The organism is Embleya sp. NPDC127516 (assembly GCF_044765325.1).
Lineage (GTDB): Bacteria > Actinomycetota > Actinomycetes > Streptomycetales > Streptomycetaceae > Embleya.
Window position 1 is genome coordinate 46011 of record NZ_JBIWJT010000033.1, and the last position, 16252, is coordinate 62262.

The following is a 16252-nucleotide window of genomic DNA, read 5'->3' on the forward strand; positions in this document are numbered from 1 at the left end:
GCAACGGGAGGCGGGCGGCAGCGTGTTCGCCCCTAGCCCGCCACGGTCTCGCCGAGGACCACCCGCATCTCGGTGTTCTTCCTCCGCGGGTGACGAACCGCCAGTTGGACGCAGTGCTCGCAGGCGAACCGCCGTTGCACCACATCGAGGAGTCGAGGGTGCACGATGCTGTCGCAGCGAAGGCACTTGCTCTTCCACGGACGGTTGCGCCCCGGAAATTTCACGATGGGAGCGAATCCGCTGGTTTGCATCAACGTCTGGGCACTGCTCGCTCCGACGCCATCGCCGAAGGCATCCCGCCCGAACAGGTCCGCAACGGCGACCTTTCGCTCCCTCTCACTGGGCATCCACTCGCCTTCGAAGATCTTGATCTGCAAGACCGAGTTGAACAACTCCTCGATGTTGGACTTCTCGAGCCTGGACGTGGCGAGCTTCGAATCGGGTCTCGGCAGGTCGTCACGAACAGCCTTGGCTATGGTCCAAGCCCGCTTCCACGCTCGGATATCGGACCGCGATGCGCCACAGACCGTGGCGAACGTCTCGACGAAGGCCCTGGTCGGGAACTGCTTGCCCTGCAGAACCTCTCCCACGGTGCTTCGCGCAAGTCGAGTACCGCCCGGCAGATCCTCGGCCATGTATTCGATCTCTCGGAGCGAGGGTTGGCCGGCGGCCAACCTGATCGTCTTCATGGCCAGCAGGAGGTCGTGTTCATCGCTGACGTTCGGCGGGTGCATGGCGGTGCGCCCTGCCCTTGGCGTTCCCGAGCGACCGGCGACGTGCTTGTGTTTCCGGGCCTGCCTAAGAAGTGGGGCAATGCGGCGGTAGTCGCCGCCGCAGATTTCGGTGAACTCACGGACCGCTTTCTCGGTGAGGAGCTTCCCGCCCCCCACGCGACTGAAGGTGGTGTGCGTGTATCCGATCGTCGAGTTCTCGGCCATCTCGCGGAAGGTCAACCCGGCCTGCTTGCGCAGCAGCCGGAGCTGCTGCGCAAGCGTCGTGATCGGGCTGCCCGCCGATTCGAGGGATCGCTCGGTGCGTCCCATCGCGGGCTCCTGCGGCTAGCCGCGAGGGCGGCGGGAGAAGGTGCCGGCGGTGTTGAGCCGCCCCACGATCTCCACTGCGATCAGGCCGGCGGTCGCCAGGACGCCGCCGATCGTCGCGATCGGGTACCCGCCCGCGGCGAGAGCCCCCGCGATCACCACGACAACCACCACGACGACGACGGCCGGGCCAGGGGGAAGGCCCCCGTACGGCGGCCGCGTGCTCGTATTCCGCATGTCTATACCCTTCGATTCGATGCGTCGTTTTGGCCCGGCGCGATCCGAACGCGATTGCCGTCGCGCTCGAACCAAGGGCCGCACACATTTTCTCCGGCTCCGCCCAGACCTCGAAATAGGCGAACTGGTTGGTGCGCGTTCGTCCGGCACCAACCAAAGCACGCCCAAAAGACCGATGTTCAATGCAACCGACGAAGCCACAGGTCAAGACCGTCGCGCGAACACCTTGGTGCATTTTCGTCCGCCGTCGTCCGGGCTCCGCTTGTCGTGACAGGTTCTTCGAGCGAACCTAGGGACACCTCGTTCCGACGAGTCCCCTCATTTCGATGCGTCAGAATCATTTAGGGGTAGTTCGGGCTTATCTCGTTGCCGCGAGACGCCCACGCCCTCGCCTTGCGAGGGCACGGTAGAGATCGAGACCCTGCCCTCCGGGCAGGGTCTCGTCAGTTCCCGACCCGAACAGCCAGGGTGTTATCCGAGGTCAGAACACCCGCAGCGGAAGCCGCACCGCCGAAAACCCCTCCGGACACAGGAAGATCACGAGTAGCGTCCCGAGCCATGACGAGCACCCCCTGGCACCCGCTGTCCGTCCGCCTCGGACACGCCGACTTCGACGACACGCTGTACGAGGGCGTCCCCGACCACCTCCGGGACGTCCTGGAGAGGTGGGTGCACGACACCGTCAACGCCGCCCGCGCCGAAATCATCCGCATGCGGCTGCGGATCCCCGCCCACCCCCAGATGAACGACTTGTACGTCCTGACGTCCCTGAACGACTTCGCACTCCTGGACGTCATCGACGCGGCTCTGTCCGAGCCCCATACCGTCGATCACTACGCACGCCAAGCCCTCGACACGTACCTCGAAGTCGCCGGATCCGCTTACCACATCAACGCGATGCGAGACGGGCTGGAGATGCGGGTGGACCCGACGGTCACCTCCGCCGTGCGCGAGACGGTCACCGAGGCCGCGAACACCACCACCGCCGGCTCCGCCGCCGAACACCTCACCGCGGCATGGACGGCCGTCTACGGCCTCGACCCCGACCCGTCCGTGTCGTACAGCAACTCCATCAAGGCCGTGGAGTGCGCGGCCCACGCCGTCGTCCAGCCCAACCACACGAAGGCCACGCTCGGCACTATGCTCGGCGAACTCAAGAGCGTGCCGCACAAGTTCGCGTTCACCGTCGCGACCGGACCCGACCAGATCGCCGTACCGCGGGCGATGATGCAACTGCTGTGGGACGGCCAGACCTCCCGCCACGGCAAGCAGACCCCCACCCGCCCTGAGACCCTGAACGAGGCCCGCGTCGCAGTCCACACAGCCGCCACCCTCGTGCAGTGGTTCGTCTCCGGCGCGATCACGCGTCTGCCGTAGCTCGCCTCTGGCCTCGGATATCCGGGTCTTATCCGAGGTCAGAACGCGGACGCGGAACGACGGGCCACCGAAACCGAGTCCGGCGATCCCGAGCGAGAGGGTGCTCGACGTTCTCGGGATCGGAGGTCGGTCAGTCGGGATCGAAAGCGTCCGGCCCGACGACGGGCCCGTTCACGATGTCGTTGAAGAACTCGGACCGCAGGCGTCCCGTCCCGTGATCGCTTTGCGGTCGTGGGGTGCCGCCCGACACCCGGCGCACTGATTCCCACGGGGATGGGCGGTGGGCCGGCGCGTTTCTGTGTCGTTCGAGATGGGCGAGCATCAACAACGCCGTCCGCAACGTCAGGGGCTCGTCGGGGTCGAGGCCGGCCTGCTCCAGGACGGCCGGGCTGGTCGCGTCGCCGAACTCGTCGTACCGCCGATCCGCCAGCGCGATCTCGAACCACTCGGCGGCGGTCATGGTGTCGGCGGCCTGCGGTGCGGGTGCCGCGTCGCGCTCGGCGTTCCACAACACGTGGAAGGCGATCACGGCGACGTCGATGTCCTCAGGGTCGTGACCGCGGACGGAGACGGACGCCAGGTAGCGCACCGCGCTCTCCAGCCGGGGCCAGTCCGGGACCGACCGGCCGTGCAGCAGGCCGGCCAGCGTCTCGTGCGCCACCGTCGAGGGCAGACTGCCGTCACGGCGGATGGCGTCGGCCATCTTCCGCGTTCCCGGCCGACCGGCGTTGCGGTAGAGCACGTGGAACCCATCGACCAGGTCCCGGCGCGGGCCGGGCGGTAACGCCTGTTCGTCGGGCATCGGAATGGCCATCGCGAATCCCCCTTCACACACGGCCCGTTCGGGCCAGGTGCCGCCCAGTCTCGTGTGCCGCACGTCCGGGCGCAGGCCGATGCACGTACCGACCTCGCCTTGCTTCGTGCGCGAGCTTCCCGAGGCACGACCGGCACACGCGGCGCCCGCCCAGGGTGGTGGATGTACCGCAACCCCACTTCCCCGAAGGACAACGCCATGCGCCGCACCGAAACTCCGATCGTCGAACGCCAGAGCTGGCATCGCGCCATCGTGTCCGGGTTCGTCTCGGCTCTGGTCCGCACCGCGCTGGACTGGTTCCTCGCCCACATCCACCGGTGACGGCCCCTGCTCGTATAGCAACGGCGAAGTCCTATGTAGCAATCCGTAGTCATCGATTACGACCTGTCACATGACTGAGTCGCGGGGCCCGGCGGCCGCATTGCTCGGTCGGCCGCGTGTTTCGGCCCCGGCGACGCAGCTTCCCTGGGTCGGCCGATCAGGCGGGTGGATGTCCGAGGGAGTCCCAGGGAGATGCTTCCTTCGGCGGTTGGTGGCCGGGGCCGGATTCGCTGTCGTCGGGTTGGCCGTTGGGGTGTTCGTTGATCCAGTTCAGGCCGCCGATGTCGAGGCGGTGGCGGGCGCGGGTGACGGCGACGTACGCGAGGCGGGCCTCGGTGTCGGGGATGTAGCCGGCGTAGACCCGGCCGTCGTCGCCTTCGACGTCGTCGGGTTCGCAGTCGGCGAAGTCGTCCCCGATGCGGACGGTGTCCCATTCGCGGCCCTTGGCTTTGTGGGCCGTGGACACGAGGATCTCGGCCCACTGTTCGTCGGTGAGCGCGTCGACGGCGGCGAGAACGGCTTCGGGACCCACGTCGTCGATGAGGTCGACGAAGGGTTTGAGGTCCCGGCCGCCGGGGTCTTCCTCGGCGTACTCCTGGACCTCGCCCCAGGACTCGAACAGGAACAGCTCGTGGTGGCTGGTGCGTCGGCCGGCCTTGAGGTCCTGGGCGGCGAGGGCGAGGGACTTGAGCGGCCCGCCGCCGCCGACGAGCCCGACCCGCCTGCCCTGTTCGAGCAGCCGCATGATCTCAAGGATGGAGCCCGCGTTGGTCCGGCACAGAATGGCGTCGGGCTGTTCCACACGGCCGAGTTCGGTATTGAGCGTGGTGGTGCCGGTCAGCCGCAGTGGCGCGTCGACGATCCGCAGCCAGCGGTTGGCCTCGGCGGCGAGGGCCGGCCCGAAACGGAAGGACCGGGACAGGGTGAGCTGGTTGCCGTCGAAGTCGGTCATGACGTCGCGGGCGCCGCGCCAGCCGTAGATGGCCTGGGCGGAGTCGCCGACCATGACGAGTTGGGCGTGGTCGCGTTGTTCGAGAAAGACGCGTTCGACGACGGGGTTGGTGTCCTGGGCCTCGTCCAGGAGGAGGAAATCGCCGGTGATGTGCGGGCGGGTCAGGGCCCAGATCTTCAGGTAGTGGTCGTGGGTGAACTTCACGATGTCGCTGTCGGGGTTCTGGACGTCGGCCCAGGCCCGGTGCGCGTACGGCAGGGCGAGGTCGACGAGGTGTTGGTGCCAGTCGGGGTCGAGGCCGCGCAGGTGGGGGACGTGGTGGCGCCCGATCTCGTCGGCGCTGGACTGGCAGAACCGGATGACGGTCTGCAGCGCGGTGTAGGAGACCGCCTTGTGGGTCACCTTGCGGGCACCCATGGCGATGCTCATCGGCCGCATGCCGAGCCTTTCGCCGATCTTCCAGCTCGGGACGCGGGCACCGCCGAGGCGGTGGGCGAAGCGGCGGCCGACTCCGGCGAACGCCAGGGAGTGCGCGGTGCGGCAGTCGACCTGTCGTGGGAAGACGCGCTTGGCCGCGTGCGCGATCGACCGGTTGAACGCCAGGTACTTGCCGGTCCGCTGGTCGCCGGCGGCGAGCATGGCGAGCGTGGTCGTCTTCCCGGTTCCGGCGCCGGCCTGTAAGACGAGGTCGTCCCGGGTGCGGAACGCGTCGACGGCGGCTGCTTGTTCGACCGTGGGCCTCGGCATGATCACACTCCTCGCTGGGGTGGGTGCGCCTCGAAGGCGCACCCGAACGGTTGCAGTCATGGGCGCGGCACGTCTCGGGTTTCCGGCACTCGGTCCGGTTCGGAACGGGCCGGTCCGGACGTGGTGGTGGGGCGGCATCTTCCGGTCGGTGGGTTGACGCGTGCGGAGTCCGGGCGAGAATCCAGGCGGGTGTCCTGCCGTGTAGAGGGAGGTGGGCGGTCCATGCCGTTGACGGCGGTGCACGCCGATCTGGGGCCGGTGGACGCGACATTGGGGGACTTGGGGTGCGGCGCGCGGTGGGAGGACGTCCACCGGGTGCGGCCGCGGGCTCCGCTGACGTGCCCGGGGTGTTCGGGGCCGGTGCGCGCGAAGCGGTCGCCCAAGGGCCTGCGGTTCTTCGCCCACGACGCGGTCACGCCCGACTGCCCGCACAACGGCGAGAGCCTGGCCCACCACCTGCTCAAGGCCGAACTCGCCGGCGCCGCCCGCGAGGCGGGATGGGTGTGCGCGCTGGAGGTCGCCGGCAACCGCTGGCGGGCCGACGTACTCTCCACCCACCCCACGGAGGGGCGCGCGCTGGCGTGGGAGGCACAGTTGGCGGCGATCACCATCGAGGATGTCGAGGAGCGCAGCCGCCGAATGCGTGCGGACGGCGTCGAGGTGTGCTGGGTGACCGACCGCAGCCCGCCGTGGCTGGGTCAGGCCCCGTCGGTCCGCGTCGAACGGGCGGACGACGGCGCCTTGATGGTCGTCGACGGGCTGGCCCGGTTCGTGCCGAGCTGGTGTCCGAAGCGGCACAAGTGCAGCCGCCTGGCCGCGGTCGGCCCGTGTCCGGGGCACGGGCATTGGGAGCCGGTGGAGCCGTTGCCGCTGGTGCGCTTCGCGGCCGCGATACGCGACGACGCGACCCGGCCTCTACGCCTGCGCAGCGGTGTCCACCACGCGTGGCGGGAGCGAGACCAGGCGGTGCGGTGGACGACCGCCGCGTACGCCGCGCTGGAGGCCGAACAGGTGGCGGCGACGGAGGCGGCCGAGGCCGCGCATGTCGCGGCGCTTGCGGCGTACCGGCGCAATCTTCCCCCGGTGCCTCCTCCACCGGAGGTGCGGCGCCGCCGACTCCATCAGGCGGCGATCGCGCAACTGGTTGCCGAGGAGGCGCCTCGGCAGACCGGGGAGCCTGCGGTGTTCGACCGTCCGCACGCACGGTGGGCGGGGGGCGTGCCAGTCTCCATCGGTGGTCGGGTGCGGGCGGTGATCTGCCCGGATCCCGCTGCGGTCCCCGCAGTGCTGGATCGGCTGGCGTCGGTCGTGCTCTACGTGCCGGCGGACAAGGACGTCGACGTCCTGGCCGGCCATGCGGCCCCCGGGCAGCGGATCGCGGTGGTGAACGGTCAGCGCCGTGACCTGCGGCTCGGCCGTGGCTCACGGGGATGATGCGCCGTCAGGTCGCGGCGGGATCGAGAGGTTCGGGTCGGGGTGGGCCACCCGCTCGCGCGCGTGATGGGCGGCGTGCGCGCGAAGGCCTCGCCGCGACCCGGACGTGTCGGCCCGCTACCCCGGCCGCATTCACGCAACGCCTTTGATGGCCCGTCCGGGCGGCCGCCGCCCGCTGGATCGGAGCTGCGGGCTGCGCAGCCACGCGCGGCATGTATACAGCCTGTGTATGGTTTCCCGGCCTCCGGTCGCGCAGGATCAAGTGCCAAGCCCACACGGGCCGATTCGCCTTCGCACCTGACTCGTCGCCGACCCGAGAGAGCCGCCGTGAACGATGCTGCCCCCGAGAGTCCGCAACACCGCCACCACTGGCGCGGGTTCGCGCGCGACGTCGCAGTGAACGTCGTCGGAAGCCTTCTGGTCGTTGCCGTCGTCGCGCTGATCGCCACGTTGCTGGGTTGACCCGGCAGCCTGCTGCGAACGCGGACGGTGTCGCGCGCTGCCGCCCCTCTGCCAAGCGGGCGACGGCTATATGCAGGCCCGTCGCGCGGGGCGTTCGATGCCGGGGAGTTGATCGGGGGCAACGAGGTCCAGGAGGTGTCGCACGAGGGTGTCGACGGGGCGGGTTCCGTCGAGGACCAGGTCCGCGAGGTCGCGGGTGGGGGCCACGTGGTGCTCGTGGGCGGCGCGGCCTCGTTCGAGGTAGCCGCGCAGGGTGGTGCTGGGGTCCTTGCCGGCCTCGATCTTGCGGAGGGTCTTACGGGCGAGGCGGATGTCGGCGGGCGCGTCGACGTACGCGCTCCAGCGGGCGATGTCCCGGATGCGGGGCAGGGCGAGGGCGAACGTGCCCTCGACGATCACCAGCGCGGCCCCGTGGTGGCGGCTGATCTCGGTGTCGACGCGACCTATGTCGATGGAGCGCGGATTGCCAAAGTCAACGATGGGGCCGGTGCCGTCGAACGCTGGCACCGTCGGGGCGATCGCGGGGTCGCAGTGGTAGCAGAGGTCGAGGTGGACCGCGACGGATCCGGGAATCGCCCGGGCGAGTTCGCGGGCGATGGTCGTCTTGCCGGAGCCGGCGCCGCCGGCCAGGGCGAGCACGGGTGTCGACTCACGTGCCACGCGCCAACCTCGATCCACCGCGGTGCCGGGGCCACGAGTCTATGCGCGCGGCCCCGTGGCTCGGGGAAGCCCCGGTCAGCCGGTGCGGCGGGTGGCGTGCGCGGCCACCTCGGCCAGGGTGTCGCCGGGGATGGGGCCCACGGCGGCGCCGGGCGTGTCGTCGGTGAGGGATGAGGTGGGTTCGGGGGCCAGGACGTGGTGCCCGTCGGCGCGGAGTGTGGCGGTGTTGCGCCGGACGGCGGGGCTCTCCCACATGCGGTGGTTCATGGAGGGCCGGAAGTAGACGCCGGGCCCGTGGGCGAGGACGAGCGCGGTCAGCAGGGTGTCGGCGAGTCCCTGGGCTGCCTTGGCCATCGTGGTGGCGGTTGCCGGGGCGACGAGCAACAGGTCCGTGTCCGCCAACAGTTCCACGTGCAGGGGACGTGCTCGGTCCCGTGTCCAGTCGTCGTCGGTGTGGACCGGGACGCGCAGCGCGGGGAGGAAGAGGGCGACGGCCGTGGGGGTGGCGACGACGGACACGGTGTCCGCGTACCGCAGGGCGTCCTCGAGGGGGACGTCGTCCAGCTGCGCGTAGGCGGCCTCGTCCAGCGCGGCGAGCACCGCGGCGCCGGCCGGGTCCGGCATCGCGACCGGGCCGGGCACCGACGCGTCGAGCGGCACCAGCTCGGCCACGACGACCGGTTCGGCGACCGCGCGCTTGGGGTCGATCCTCGGCGTCGACGTGTTGTACGCGGCGCCGCTCGCCCGGTTCACCGGAGCTCGGCCAGGGGCTGCGCGGGGCGCCGGTCCGGGGGCGGCACGGCCTGGGTGAGGTTGGCGAACGGCTCGGCGGCCACGATCAACGCGACCAGGGCCAGCGCCGTCGGTGCGTTGGGACGCGTCCCGGGCGCGGGTGATCGCCGCGCGCAGGTGCTCGTGTTGCGTGGTGGGCATCGGCGGTTTCCCCTCCCGGACCGGAACGATGATCGTCCGAGCCCGTAACTCCCTCGGAGGGTCTTATCCGAGTCGGAAGAGCCTGCTTGCGAATGGACCGCACACTCACTCCCGGTCGTTGCGCCGGAAGGCGACCCGCCATCACTGGGCGGCTCGCGGCCCGGCGGGGCCTTGTGTGGGGTTCGAGAGCGGGGTGGGGCCGTCGTCGCGGAATTCCAGGCCCATGGCCCAGCAGGGTTCGTCCAGCAAGGCCAATGCGTGCAAGCAGGGCAGCCGAACTCGTCATGGACACAGTTGCCTTCCGCGCCGGGACCAGCCGCCGCCGTCGCGATCTCGTCGAACGAACCTCTGCCGCCGGTGCCTTCCCGCGGCATATGGTTCGGGATTCAGCGGCTGGCCGGCGTTATCGCGGCGGAGCCGCGCTGGGAGCGGGGGGTCTTCTCGCCGACGCGCCTGGGGGCGATGGTGCGCGGGTCGACCGCCTCGCCGGGCGCGCCCGCCTGGTAGGGGCCCTCTGGCTCGCTGTCCCGGTCGTGCGGGAGGAGGAAGAAGACCCTGCGCAGTTGCAGGCCGCTGTCGGGGTCGGCTTCTGCGGTCTTGTCGAGTTCGGTGTACCCGACCAGGCGGCCGTCGCGTTCGTAGCGGGGCTTCCCGCGGCGGCGCATCGTCTTGTCGAGGGCCTGGCGCACGTAGTCGAGGCGGTCGGGACTTTCCAGCCACACCACGGAGTCCTCGTGGAGGAGATCGCCCTCGTTCAGTAGCGAACTCATGGCCGGCCCCACTTTCTTGACGGGTTCGAACGGGTCGTTCGTGAGATCGATGGAACCCCGGGGGTTCCCCTACATGGTAGTTGCGGTCTGCACGTTTCGAAGGGGCGTGGTTCAGGCATCACGGGCCCCGTCGTCGCGGCCGGGCGCGTCGCCGTCCTCGGGGAGCAGGCCCAGGCCGGGGTAGTACTTGCGGCCGCTCGACTTGGTCATGTCCGCCGGGGACGCGAGCCCCAACTCCTGGCGGACACGGGTGGCGAACGCCCGCGCGGTGGCCGGCCGCAGTCCCTCCCCGGCGTTGCACCAGGCGCTGTAGGCGCCGTAGAGCAGGCCCTGTTCGACGCGGAGGTCCGCTCGTTCGGCGTCCTCGACGCCGCGGGTGCAGCGTTCGCCGAGGAAGCGGCCGATGTGGTCCTCGGTGGTGGCGTAGGCCTCGGTGGCGCTGCGCACCGACGCGGGGCCGGTGAGGGGGTCGCGGGTGGTGAGGTAGCGGCGGGCGCCCTCGACGAGCCAGTGGAGGATGCCGGGGCCCTCGCTGTCGACGAGTTCCTTGGCGAGGTTGTCGATCTTGCGGGAGGCGGGGACGACGCGTTCGAAGGGGATCAGGCGGATCCTGCGCCAGAAGGCGTGGCCTCCGGTGCCGACCTCGGGGCGGTGGTTGCCCAGGAGCCAGAGTTTGTGGGTTGGGGTGAAGCTGAAGAAGTCCTGGCGCATGCGGCGGGCGCTGATCCGGTCGCCGCCGGTGAGGAGTTTGACGCGGGCCTCGTCGAACCTGTCGTTGGGCCTGAGTTCGCTGCAGACCACGATGCGGCGGCCGTGGAGTTCGGTGAGTTCGGTGCTGTGCTCGCTGAACTTGCCCTTCTCCATGAGGAATCCGGGCGGCGCGGCCTGGGCGTAGTCGCCGAGGATCTGCGTCATCACGTCCAGCAGGACGCTCTTGCCGTTGGCGCCCGTGCCGTACAGGAACGGCAGGACCTGGGCGCCGACGTCGCCGGTGATGGAGTAGCCCAGGAGCAGGTGGAGGAAGTCGATGGTCTCCCGGCCCTTGGCGTCCTCGCCGAAGGTGTCGCCGAGGAACCGGTGCCAGCGCGGGGTGGGCGTGTTCTCGGGGGCGACGCCGGTGGCGCGCGAGTGCATGTCGTGCAGGGGGTCGGGCTTGTGGAGTTCCCCGGTGCGCAGGTCCACGACCCCGGCGGGGGTGCACAGGGCGTAGGGGTCGCCGTCCAGGACGTCGGTGTCCAGGGCCAGCGCGGGCGAGGCCTTGGCCTGGGCCAACATTGCTTTGATCCCGGGGGTCGACATGGACCGGCGGCGGTGCGCGGCGAGGTCGCGGTCGGTGAACCGGCCGTCGGGGTCGGTGGCGGGCATCTGTTCGGCGAGGTCGCCGGCCGCCCACACGGCGGCCTTCTCACCGCCGGTGCGGCGCCACCGGTAGGTGTCCCACGCGTACCAGCCCAGGCCCTCCACGTGCCGGAAGCGGTCCCCGTACGTCGCGGCGAACAGTTTCGCGTTGCCGCGGTCGGTGAGCAGGGTGGGGAGTTGTCCCTCGGCCGCAGGGGGCGGGTCCCGATGGTCCACGGCGCCGTGCTGCGCGGGCACGCCGGGGGGTCTGGCGGCGTCCCGGATCTCGCGCATCTGCCGCGCCGCGTCGACGGGGTCGAAGCGGGTGCTGTCGGCGGCGCTGGTCATGGACGTCCTTTGGGGTGGAGCGGCCGGCGCATGCCGGCGGACAGGGCGGAGGCGACGACGGTCTCGTTGCGGTGCTCCTGGTGGGGGCGCGCGGACCGGGCTGCCGTGAGGAGGCGTTCGCGTATGCGGTCCTCGGTGACCACTCCGGCGGCGACGAGGCCTCCGGCGGTGTAGGCGGCGCGGTTGAGTTTCTCGGTGAAGCTCGCGCCGTGGGGGGTCGCGGCGCAGGCCTCGATCTCGGCGACCAGCGTGTCCAGGACCCCGGCGCCGCCTCGCCCGGGGCGCGCGGGCAGGGCCGGGGTCGGTGTGGGTCCGGCGGGTGCGGGTGTGGTCGGGACGCTGTGCCCGGTTCTGTCGAGTTCGCCGGCGAGCCAGTCCGGCAGGGGGGCCGGGGTGCGGGCGGTGCCGAGCGGAACGTACGTGCCGGCGGGGGTGCGGGTGCCGGGCGCGACGATGTACCCGCCTGTGGCGCGGACGTCGACCTGCCAGGCCAGGGCCACCTTGTTGCTCGATCCGGTCGAGGAGCGGTAGGGGCCTTGGTTCGGGGTGGTCCGGTACCAGATGTGCAGGCCTTTCGACGGGGTCCTGACCCGGAGGGTGGTGATGTCGCCGGCGGGGTCGGGCTGTTGGTGGTAGGCCGCGAGCAGGGCGAGGGTGTCGAATCCGGAGTCGAGTCCGGTCAGGTCGATGCTCTCGTGGACGGGGATGCCCGGGAGGAGGCGGTCGCGTCCGGGGACCCGGACGGCGTGGGCGTCGACGTCGACGACGACGAGTCCGGCCGGGCCGCAGGAGACCCCCACGCCGAGTCGGGGGGTCTCGCCCCACCAGGCGTCGATGCGGGCGGGGTCGAGGGTCGCGGCGTGGAAGCCGTGGCACCAGCGGCCCGCCCGGGGGCAGGGGCAGTCGTGTGGGGGGTGGGGGTGCCGCCGGCAGGTGTCGCAGTTCGCGGCGGGGATCTTGCCGCCCGGGGCGAGGGGGTGGACGGGCCATCCGTTGCGGGCGCACCAGCGCGCCACGTCGAGGGACCGAACGGTCCCCGGCGTCGGTGTCGAGGCACCGTCCTCGTCGTGGCGTCGCACGAGTGGTCCTTGTCGGCGGTCTTCGGGCATTCCTTCGGTCCGGGAGAGAACGTGCTGGTGGGAGCGCGGATCGGCAGGACTGAAGGGACTGAAGGGACTGAACTTGCGGATGAGTGTCCAGAGCCTAGCGCAGCAGGGGCCCGCGTTTCGGCGACATCGCGCGCATGTCATTCCTTCGGTCCCTTCAGTCCCTCCCTTCTGGGAACAAAGGCAAATATGTTTCTCTTTTCGGACCTCACGCGGGGTCGGTGGCGACCGATCGGCCGGAGAACCCCGCTCCGGCCTCGGGCGGCGAGGAAGTGGTCACCGCACGCCGACTTCCCGAAGGAGAGGCGCAGGCAACGTGCCCCGGGGAGGGCGGGCTTCGCCTCCCCTGACCGCCACCGGTCCGGGAGACACGCGACACCCATACGGCCACGACGTGCGGAAGGGACTCTCCTCCGTCGGCACGCATTCGGCCCCTTCGTTCAGTCCCCTCACAAAAGCCCAGGTCAGGACCACAACAAGAGCACACCAGGGACTGAAGGGACTGAGATCTCCAGTTATGAACAGCAGGTGACATCGCCTTCTCTACACGCGCACATACACACGCACGCACGATCACCGGAACCGGAAGATTGGGTCCCTTCAGTCCCTACAGTCCCCACCTCAACAACCCACAGGTCACTGACCTGCACTTTTCGAAGGGACCGAGAAGGGGACCCAACCATGGAACAGCCGCTTCGGCATGTTCCGCCCCTGAGGCGGACGCCGCCACAACACAGGCTTGCCGCCGCCGCGAAGCCCTCGGAGCGCCGCGCCCTTCTCTGGCTTCACCGCGCGATGTGTCACCTCGGGGTCGACACATCGCGTTCGGACTTGCCTCAGGAGGGCAACTTGCTTGCCTCCGGCGAGCAATATCCGTCCACGCCCCAAGTTGTCGAAGGTCCCATTGCCCGACGCCCCTCCCCGGCCGGTCGGGGTTGGCTGCCCAACCCGTCGGGATTCGGGGCCCGTTCAGGGTGTGGGGTGGTGGGCGAGCCAGTCCTGGAGTTCGCGGTGGCGGAACTGGTAGGCGATCCCGGTGGTGCGCAGGAGACCGGCCTCGTCGGCACGGTGGAGGAAGCGCCCCAGCCGCCAGGGCAGCCGATGGGGACCGCGACGGACGCACATCAGGAAGGCGATATACCGATGTCCCGCCTCTCCGAACACGCATGCGATCGCAGGGCCGATCGTGGCTCCGATCGCGACCCCGACGCCGGTCCCGAACACCAGGCCGAACGCGAGACCGTAGATGAGGCCGCCCATGGTCCCGATCACGAGTCCGGACACGAGGTCCAGGCGAACGGGGTCGCGTGGACCTTTGCGTCTGAGCGTGTGGTCGTCACTCGTGAATCCGCACAGGTCCAGGAGCACGCACAGGATTCCCCCCGCGATGCCGCCGGCGACTCCACCGATCCCTTCGACCTTCTGGCCGTTCTCGAGGGCGAATCGACCCAGCGGAGCGAGTTCGATACCGCCCTGTGCCACGAGCAGGCCTCCGAACAAGAGCCCGGGTATGGCACCGACCAGGAACGCGGGTACGAGCGAGTCCGTGACTCGGCTGCGGCCCTGGCGGTTCCGCAGCTGGGACGGGTTGGCATGCCGTGGTGTCGTCCACGCTCCCCACGCGGTCGACACCAGGGTGGGAAGGAGGATCAGGGCGGTCGCGTCCGCGCCCAGCAGGCCGTACGTCGACGACTCGAAGTCGAGTGTGCCGACGCCTGCCGCGAGCATCACCACCACGCTGACCAGCACCGAGTGGATCCCGCGGGCGCGCTCACCGGCCAGGGGCCACAGGTCGTGCAGGACCAGGTCGCTTCCGGACGGCGTCCTTCCTGCAACCGTCCGTCCGGTGACGGTGTTGGCGTGCAGATATCCGGCGAGGACGGCCAGCCAGCCGTGTACCCGCTCCCGGGTATGGCGCGCGTAGGGCCCGCCGGGAGCGGTGAGCGCGGCGACGGCGGTACGGACGTAGAGCCCGTTAAGGTGGTCCCGCATGGCCGCCGGGTGGGCCAGGGCCGGCGACAGGAGGTTCCGCGGCGCGTGCGGATACGCCCCCGTCCCGGGTTCGCGTTGTTCGTGGACGGTCACGGCGGTGGTCAGCCGCCACGGGGTCGACAGCCCTCGCGCGAGCGTTCCGGACGGGTCAGTGTCCAGAGCGTGGATCACGTCTCTCCACCGCATGGGGTCGTCGACACGGGCGAGGATGAAGTCCCGGGCCTGGGCGGGCGTGACGGGAGTGACCTCGACGCGAGCGGCGTCCCTGGCCCACACGTCCAGCGCCTCGTAGGGACCGCTGCGGCAGGTCACCACCACCCCCGCGAGTTCCCGCCCTCTGGTGTAGGCGTTCAACGCGTGCAGGGCCCGTCGCGCTCGCGGACCCCCGCGAACACCACCGGCGGGTCCACCCGGGGCCCCTCCGGCATCGGTGGCGTCCATCTCGTCCAGCCCATCCAGAACCGGCAGGATCATGCCCGCCTCGACCAACGCCTTCGCGGTGTCGCCGGCCATCTGGTACACCCGTTCCAGATGCTCGCGCACCCAAGTCTCCACCGCCCGGCCCGCTTCGGCGGCATGCCCGACACGGCCCGCATCGTCGTCCGGCAGGGTGGTCCAGGACGCCAGGGACATCCGCACCGGCACCGGGTCCCTCGTGTCACGTCCCTCCAACAGGGCCAACAGGAGCTCGAGGGCCAGAACCGTCTTGCCCGATCCGGGTGCCCCCGTGATCACCAGACGGCGAGGGCGCAACCTTCGGTAGTAGTCGACGACCGCGCCCAGACGCCCGTCGGGATCCGCGCCCGCGGCATTGCGTGCCAGCGCGGGGCGCAGCGCGAAACGCAGGTCGATCGGCTTGTGATCGTTGCCCAACAGCCGCGCCCGCTCCGGGCTTTCGGCACGCAGGACCTTGTCGGCGAGCCGGCCGGCCATCACGGTGACGTCGGTCATCTGCAGGCGAAACGAGACGAACGACATATACGCCGCCCCCACGCCGATGCCCAACCCCGGCAACGCGATGGCCGCGCTCAGCCAATCGACGTCACCCCGCTTGACCTCGTGCGATCCCCACCCGACGACCCACACCACACCCATCAGACACAGCGCGGCCCATGCCCACCCGGCCGCACGCCCCCTACGTCGCCCCATGACTGGTCATCATGACGACCCGCGCCCTTTCCGCGTCGGGCTTTGCCCGATCGCGACACAACGCTGCCGTCACCGCGGTGGGGCGGAGTGACCTTTCCGAACAACGGTACTTCGCCGAGGGACCGCGGCGCGTCCTACACGCCGCCTCCGAGAACACCAGCCGGGAGCCGTGCACATGGGTCGTGACGGACATGTTGTTGCTCGCAGGCGCAACGAGACCAGCCCCCTGCGAGGAGTTCCGGTCCAGGCTGCGCACGCCCGTTGGCGTCGGTGGGTCGCCGACAACGAGGCCGGCCAGGTGCTCGAAGCACAGTGGGGCCGCTGGCGGTGGTCTCGACCCGGCTGAATTCCGGTGCTGCAGGGACGACGGCGGCTGCGGGGCCGGTGTGCCGACGTTGGCTTGCGCGAGACGGTGGCAGAGCTTCTCCAGCTCGCGCTGCGCGGCAGCGGCCCGGACAACATCACTGTCATCGTGGCCGACGTCCTGGACAGCGACTCCGGCGACACCCCCGCCACACATCGCTCCGACATCCCCATTGTGGTCGGCGCGGCGCCGAGGACTTGTACTGACC

At 70.4% G+C, this 16252-nt stretch carries 14 protein-coding genes; 4 read left to right on the forward strand and 10 right to left on the reverse strand.

What is annotated here, in order from left to right:
* Nucleotides 1-32 precede the first annotated feature (32 nt).
* The gene (locus ACIRL2_RS41430) at nt 33-1043 is read right to left on the reverse strand and encodes a helix-turn-helix domain-containing protein (RefSeq protein WP_402239400.1); all 1011 of its coding nucleotides are present in this window, start codon (nt 1041-1043) and stop codon (nt 33-35) included.
* Between the two features lie 15 nt (nt 1044-1058).
* Nucleotides 1059-1277, reverse strand: a complete 219-nt coding sequence (locus tag ACIRL2_RS41435) for a hypothetical protein (RefSeq protein ID WP_402239402.1) — start codon at nt 1275-1277, stop codon at nt 1059-1061.
* A gap of 558 nt (nt 1278-1835) precedes the next feature.
* Between ACIRL2_RS41435 and ACIRL2_RS41440 the strand changes: the two genes are divergently transcribed.
* Nucleotides 1836-2654, forward strand: a complete 819-nt coding sequence (locus tag ACIRL2_RS41440; RefSeq protein WP_402239404.1) for a hypothetical protein — start codon at nt 1836-1838, stop codon at nt 2652-2654.
* A 130-nt stretch (nt 2655-2784) separates the two neighbouring features.
* Here ACIRL2_RS41440 and ACIRL2_RS41445 read toward each other — a convergent pair whose 3' ends face one another.
* Nucleotides 2785-3468, reverse strand: coding sequence for a hypothetical protein (locus tag ACIRL2_RS41445; RefSeq protein ID WP_402239406.1), 684 nt, complete (start codon nt 3466-3468; stop codon nt 2785-2787).
* Nucleotides 3469-3666: 198 nt separating this feature from the next.
* On the opposite strand from ACIRL2_RS41445, the gene ACIRL2_RS41450 reads away from it, so the two are divergent.
* On the forward strand, nt 3667-3789 hold the full coding sequence (locus ACIRL2_RS41450; protein ID WP_402239409.1) for a hypothetical protein: 123 nt from the start codon (nt 3667-3669) through the stop codon (nt 3787-3789).
* A gap of 157 nt (nt 3790-3946) precedes the next feature.
* On the opposite strand, the gene ACIRL2_RS41455 is transcribed toward ACIRL2_RS41450, so the two are convergent.
* The gene (locus tag ACIRL2_RS41455) at nt 3947-5488 is read right to left on the reverse strand and encodes a UvrD-helicase domain-containing protein (protein ID WP_402239410.1); all 1542 of its coding nucleotides are present in this window, start codon (nt 5486-5488) and stop codon (nt 3947-3949) included.
* A 360-nt stretch (nt 5489-5848) separates the two neighbouring features.
* On the opposite strand from ACIRL2_RS41455, the gene ACIRL2_RS41460 reads away from it, so the two are divergent.
* Together ACIRL2_RS41460 and ACIRL2_RS41465 are read left to right on the forward strand one after the other, a co-directional pair.
* Nucleotides 5849-6922, forward strand: a complete 1074-nt coding sequence (locus ACIRL2_RS41460) for a hypothetical protein (RefSeq protein ID WP_402239413.1) — start codon at nt 5849-5851, stop codon at nt 6920-6922.
* Between the two features lie 327 nt (nt 6923-7249).
* Nucleotides 7250-7384 (forward strand): hypothetical protein, encoded by a 135-nt coding sequence (locus ACIRL2_RS41465; protein WP_402239416.1) that lies wholly within the window; start codon nt 7250-7252, stop codon nt 7382-7384.
* A 66-nt stretch (nt 7385-7450) separates the two neighbouring features.
* Here the strand turns inward: ACIRL2_RS41465 and ACIRL2_RS41470 are convergent, their stop codons facing one another.
* The 6 genes from ACIRL2_RS41470 to ACIRL2_RS41495 form a co-directional block, all read right to left on the reverse strand.
* Complete coding sequence (locus ACIRL2_RS41470) at nt 7451-8044, reverse strand: uridine kinase (protein WP_402239417.1); 594 nt, start codon at nt 8042-8044, stop codon at nt 7451-7453.
* Nucleotides 8045-8119: 75 nt separating this feature from the next.
* Nucleotides 8120-8797 (reverse strand): flavoprotein, encoded by a 678-nt coding sequence (locus ACIRL2_RS41475; protein WP_402239420.1) that lies wholly within the window; start codon nt 8795-8797, stop codon nt 8120-8122.
* Between the two features lie 566 nt (nt 8798-9363).
* Complete coding sequence (locus tag ACIRL2_RS41480; protein WP_402239423.1) at nt 9364-9747, reverse strand: DUF6009 family protein; 384 nt, start codon at nt 9745-9747, stop codon at nt 9364-9366.
* A 111-nt stretch (nt 9748-9858) separates the two neighbouring features.
* Nucleotides 9859-11433: a phage/plasmid primase, P4 family gene (locus ACIRL2_RS41485; RefSeq protein ID WP_402239426.1), complete on the reverse strand. Its 1575-nt coding sequence runs from the start codon at nt 11431-11433 to the stop codon at nt 9859-9861.
* The gene (locus ACIRL2_RS41490) at nt 11430-12449 is read right to left on the reverse strand and encodes a bifunctional DNA primase/polymerase (RefSeq protein WP_402239518.1); all 1020 of its coding nucleotides are present in this window, start codon (nt 12447-12449) and stop codon (nt 11430-11432) included. Before ACIRL2_RS41490 ends, ACIRL2_RS41485 begins: the two co-directional genes overlap by 4 nt.
* A gap of 1059 nt (nt 12450-13508) precedes the next feature.
* Nucleotides 13509-15680, reverse strand: a complete 2172-nt coding sequence (locus tag ACIRL2_RS41495) for a hypothetical protein (RefSeq protein WP_402239429.1) — start codon at nt 15678-15680, stop codon at nt 13509-13511.
* Nucleotides 15681-16252: the final 572 nt, after the last annotated feature.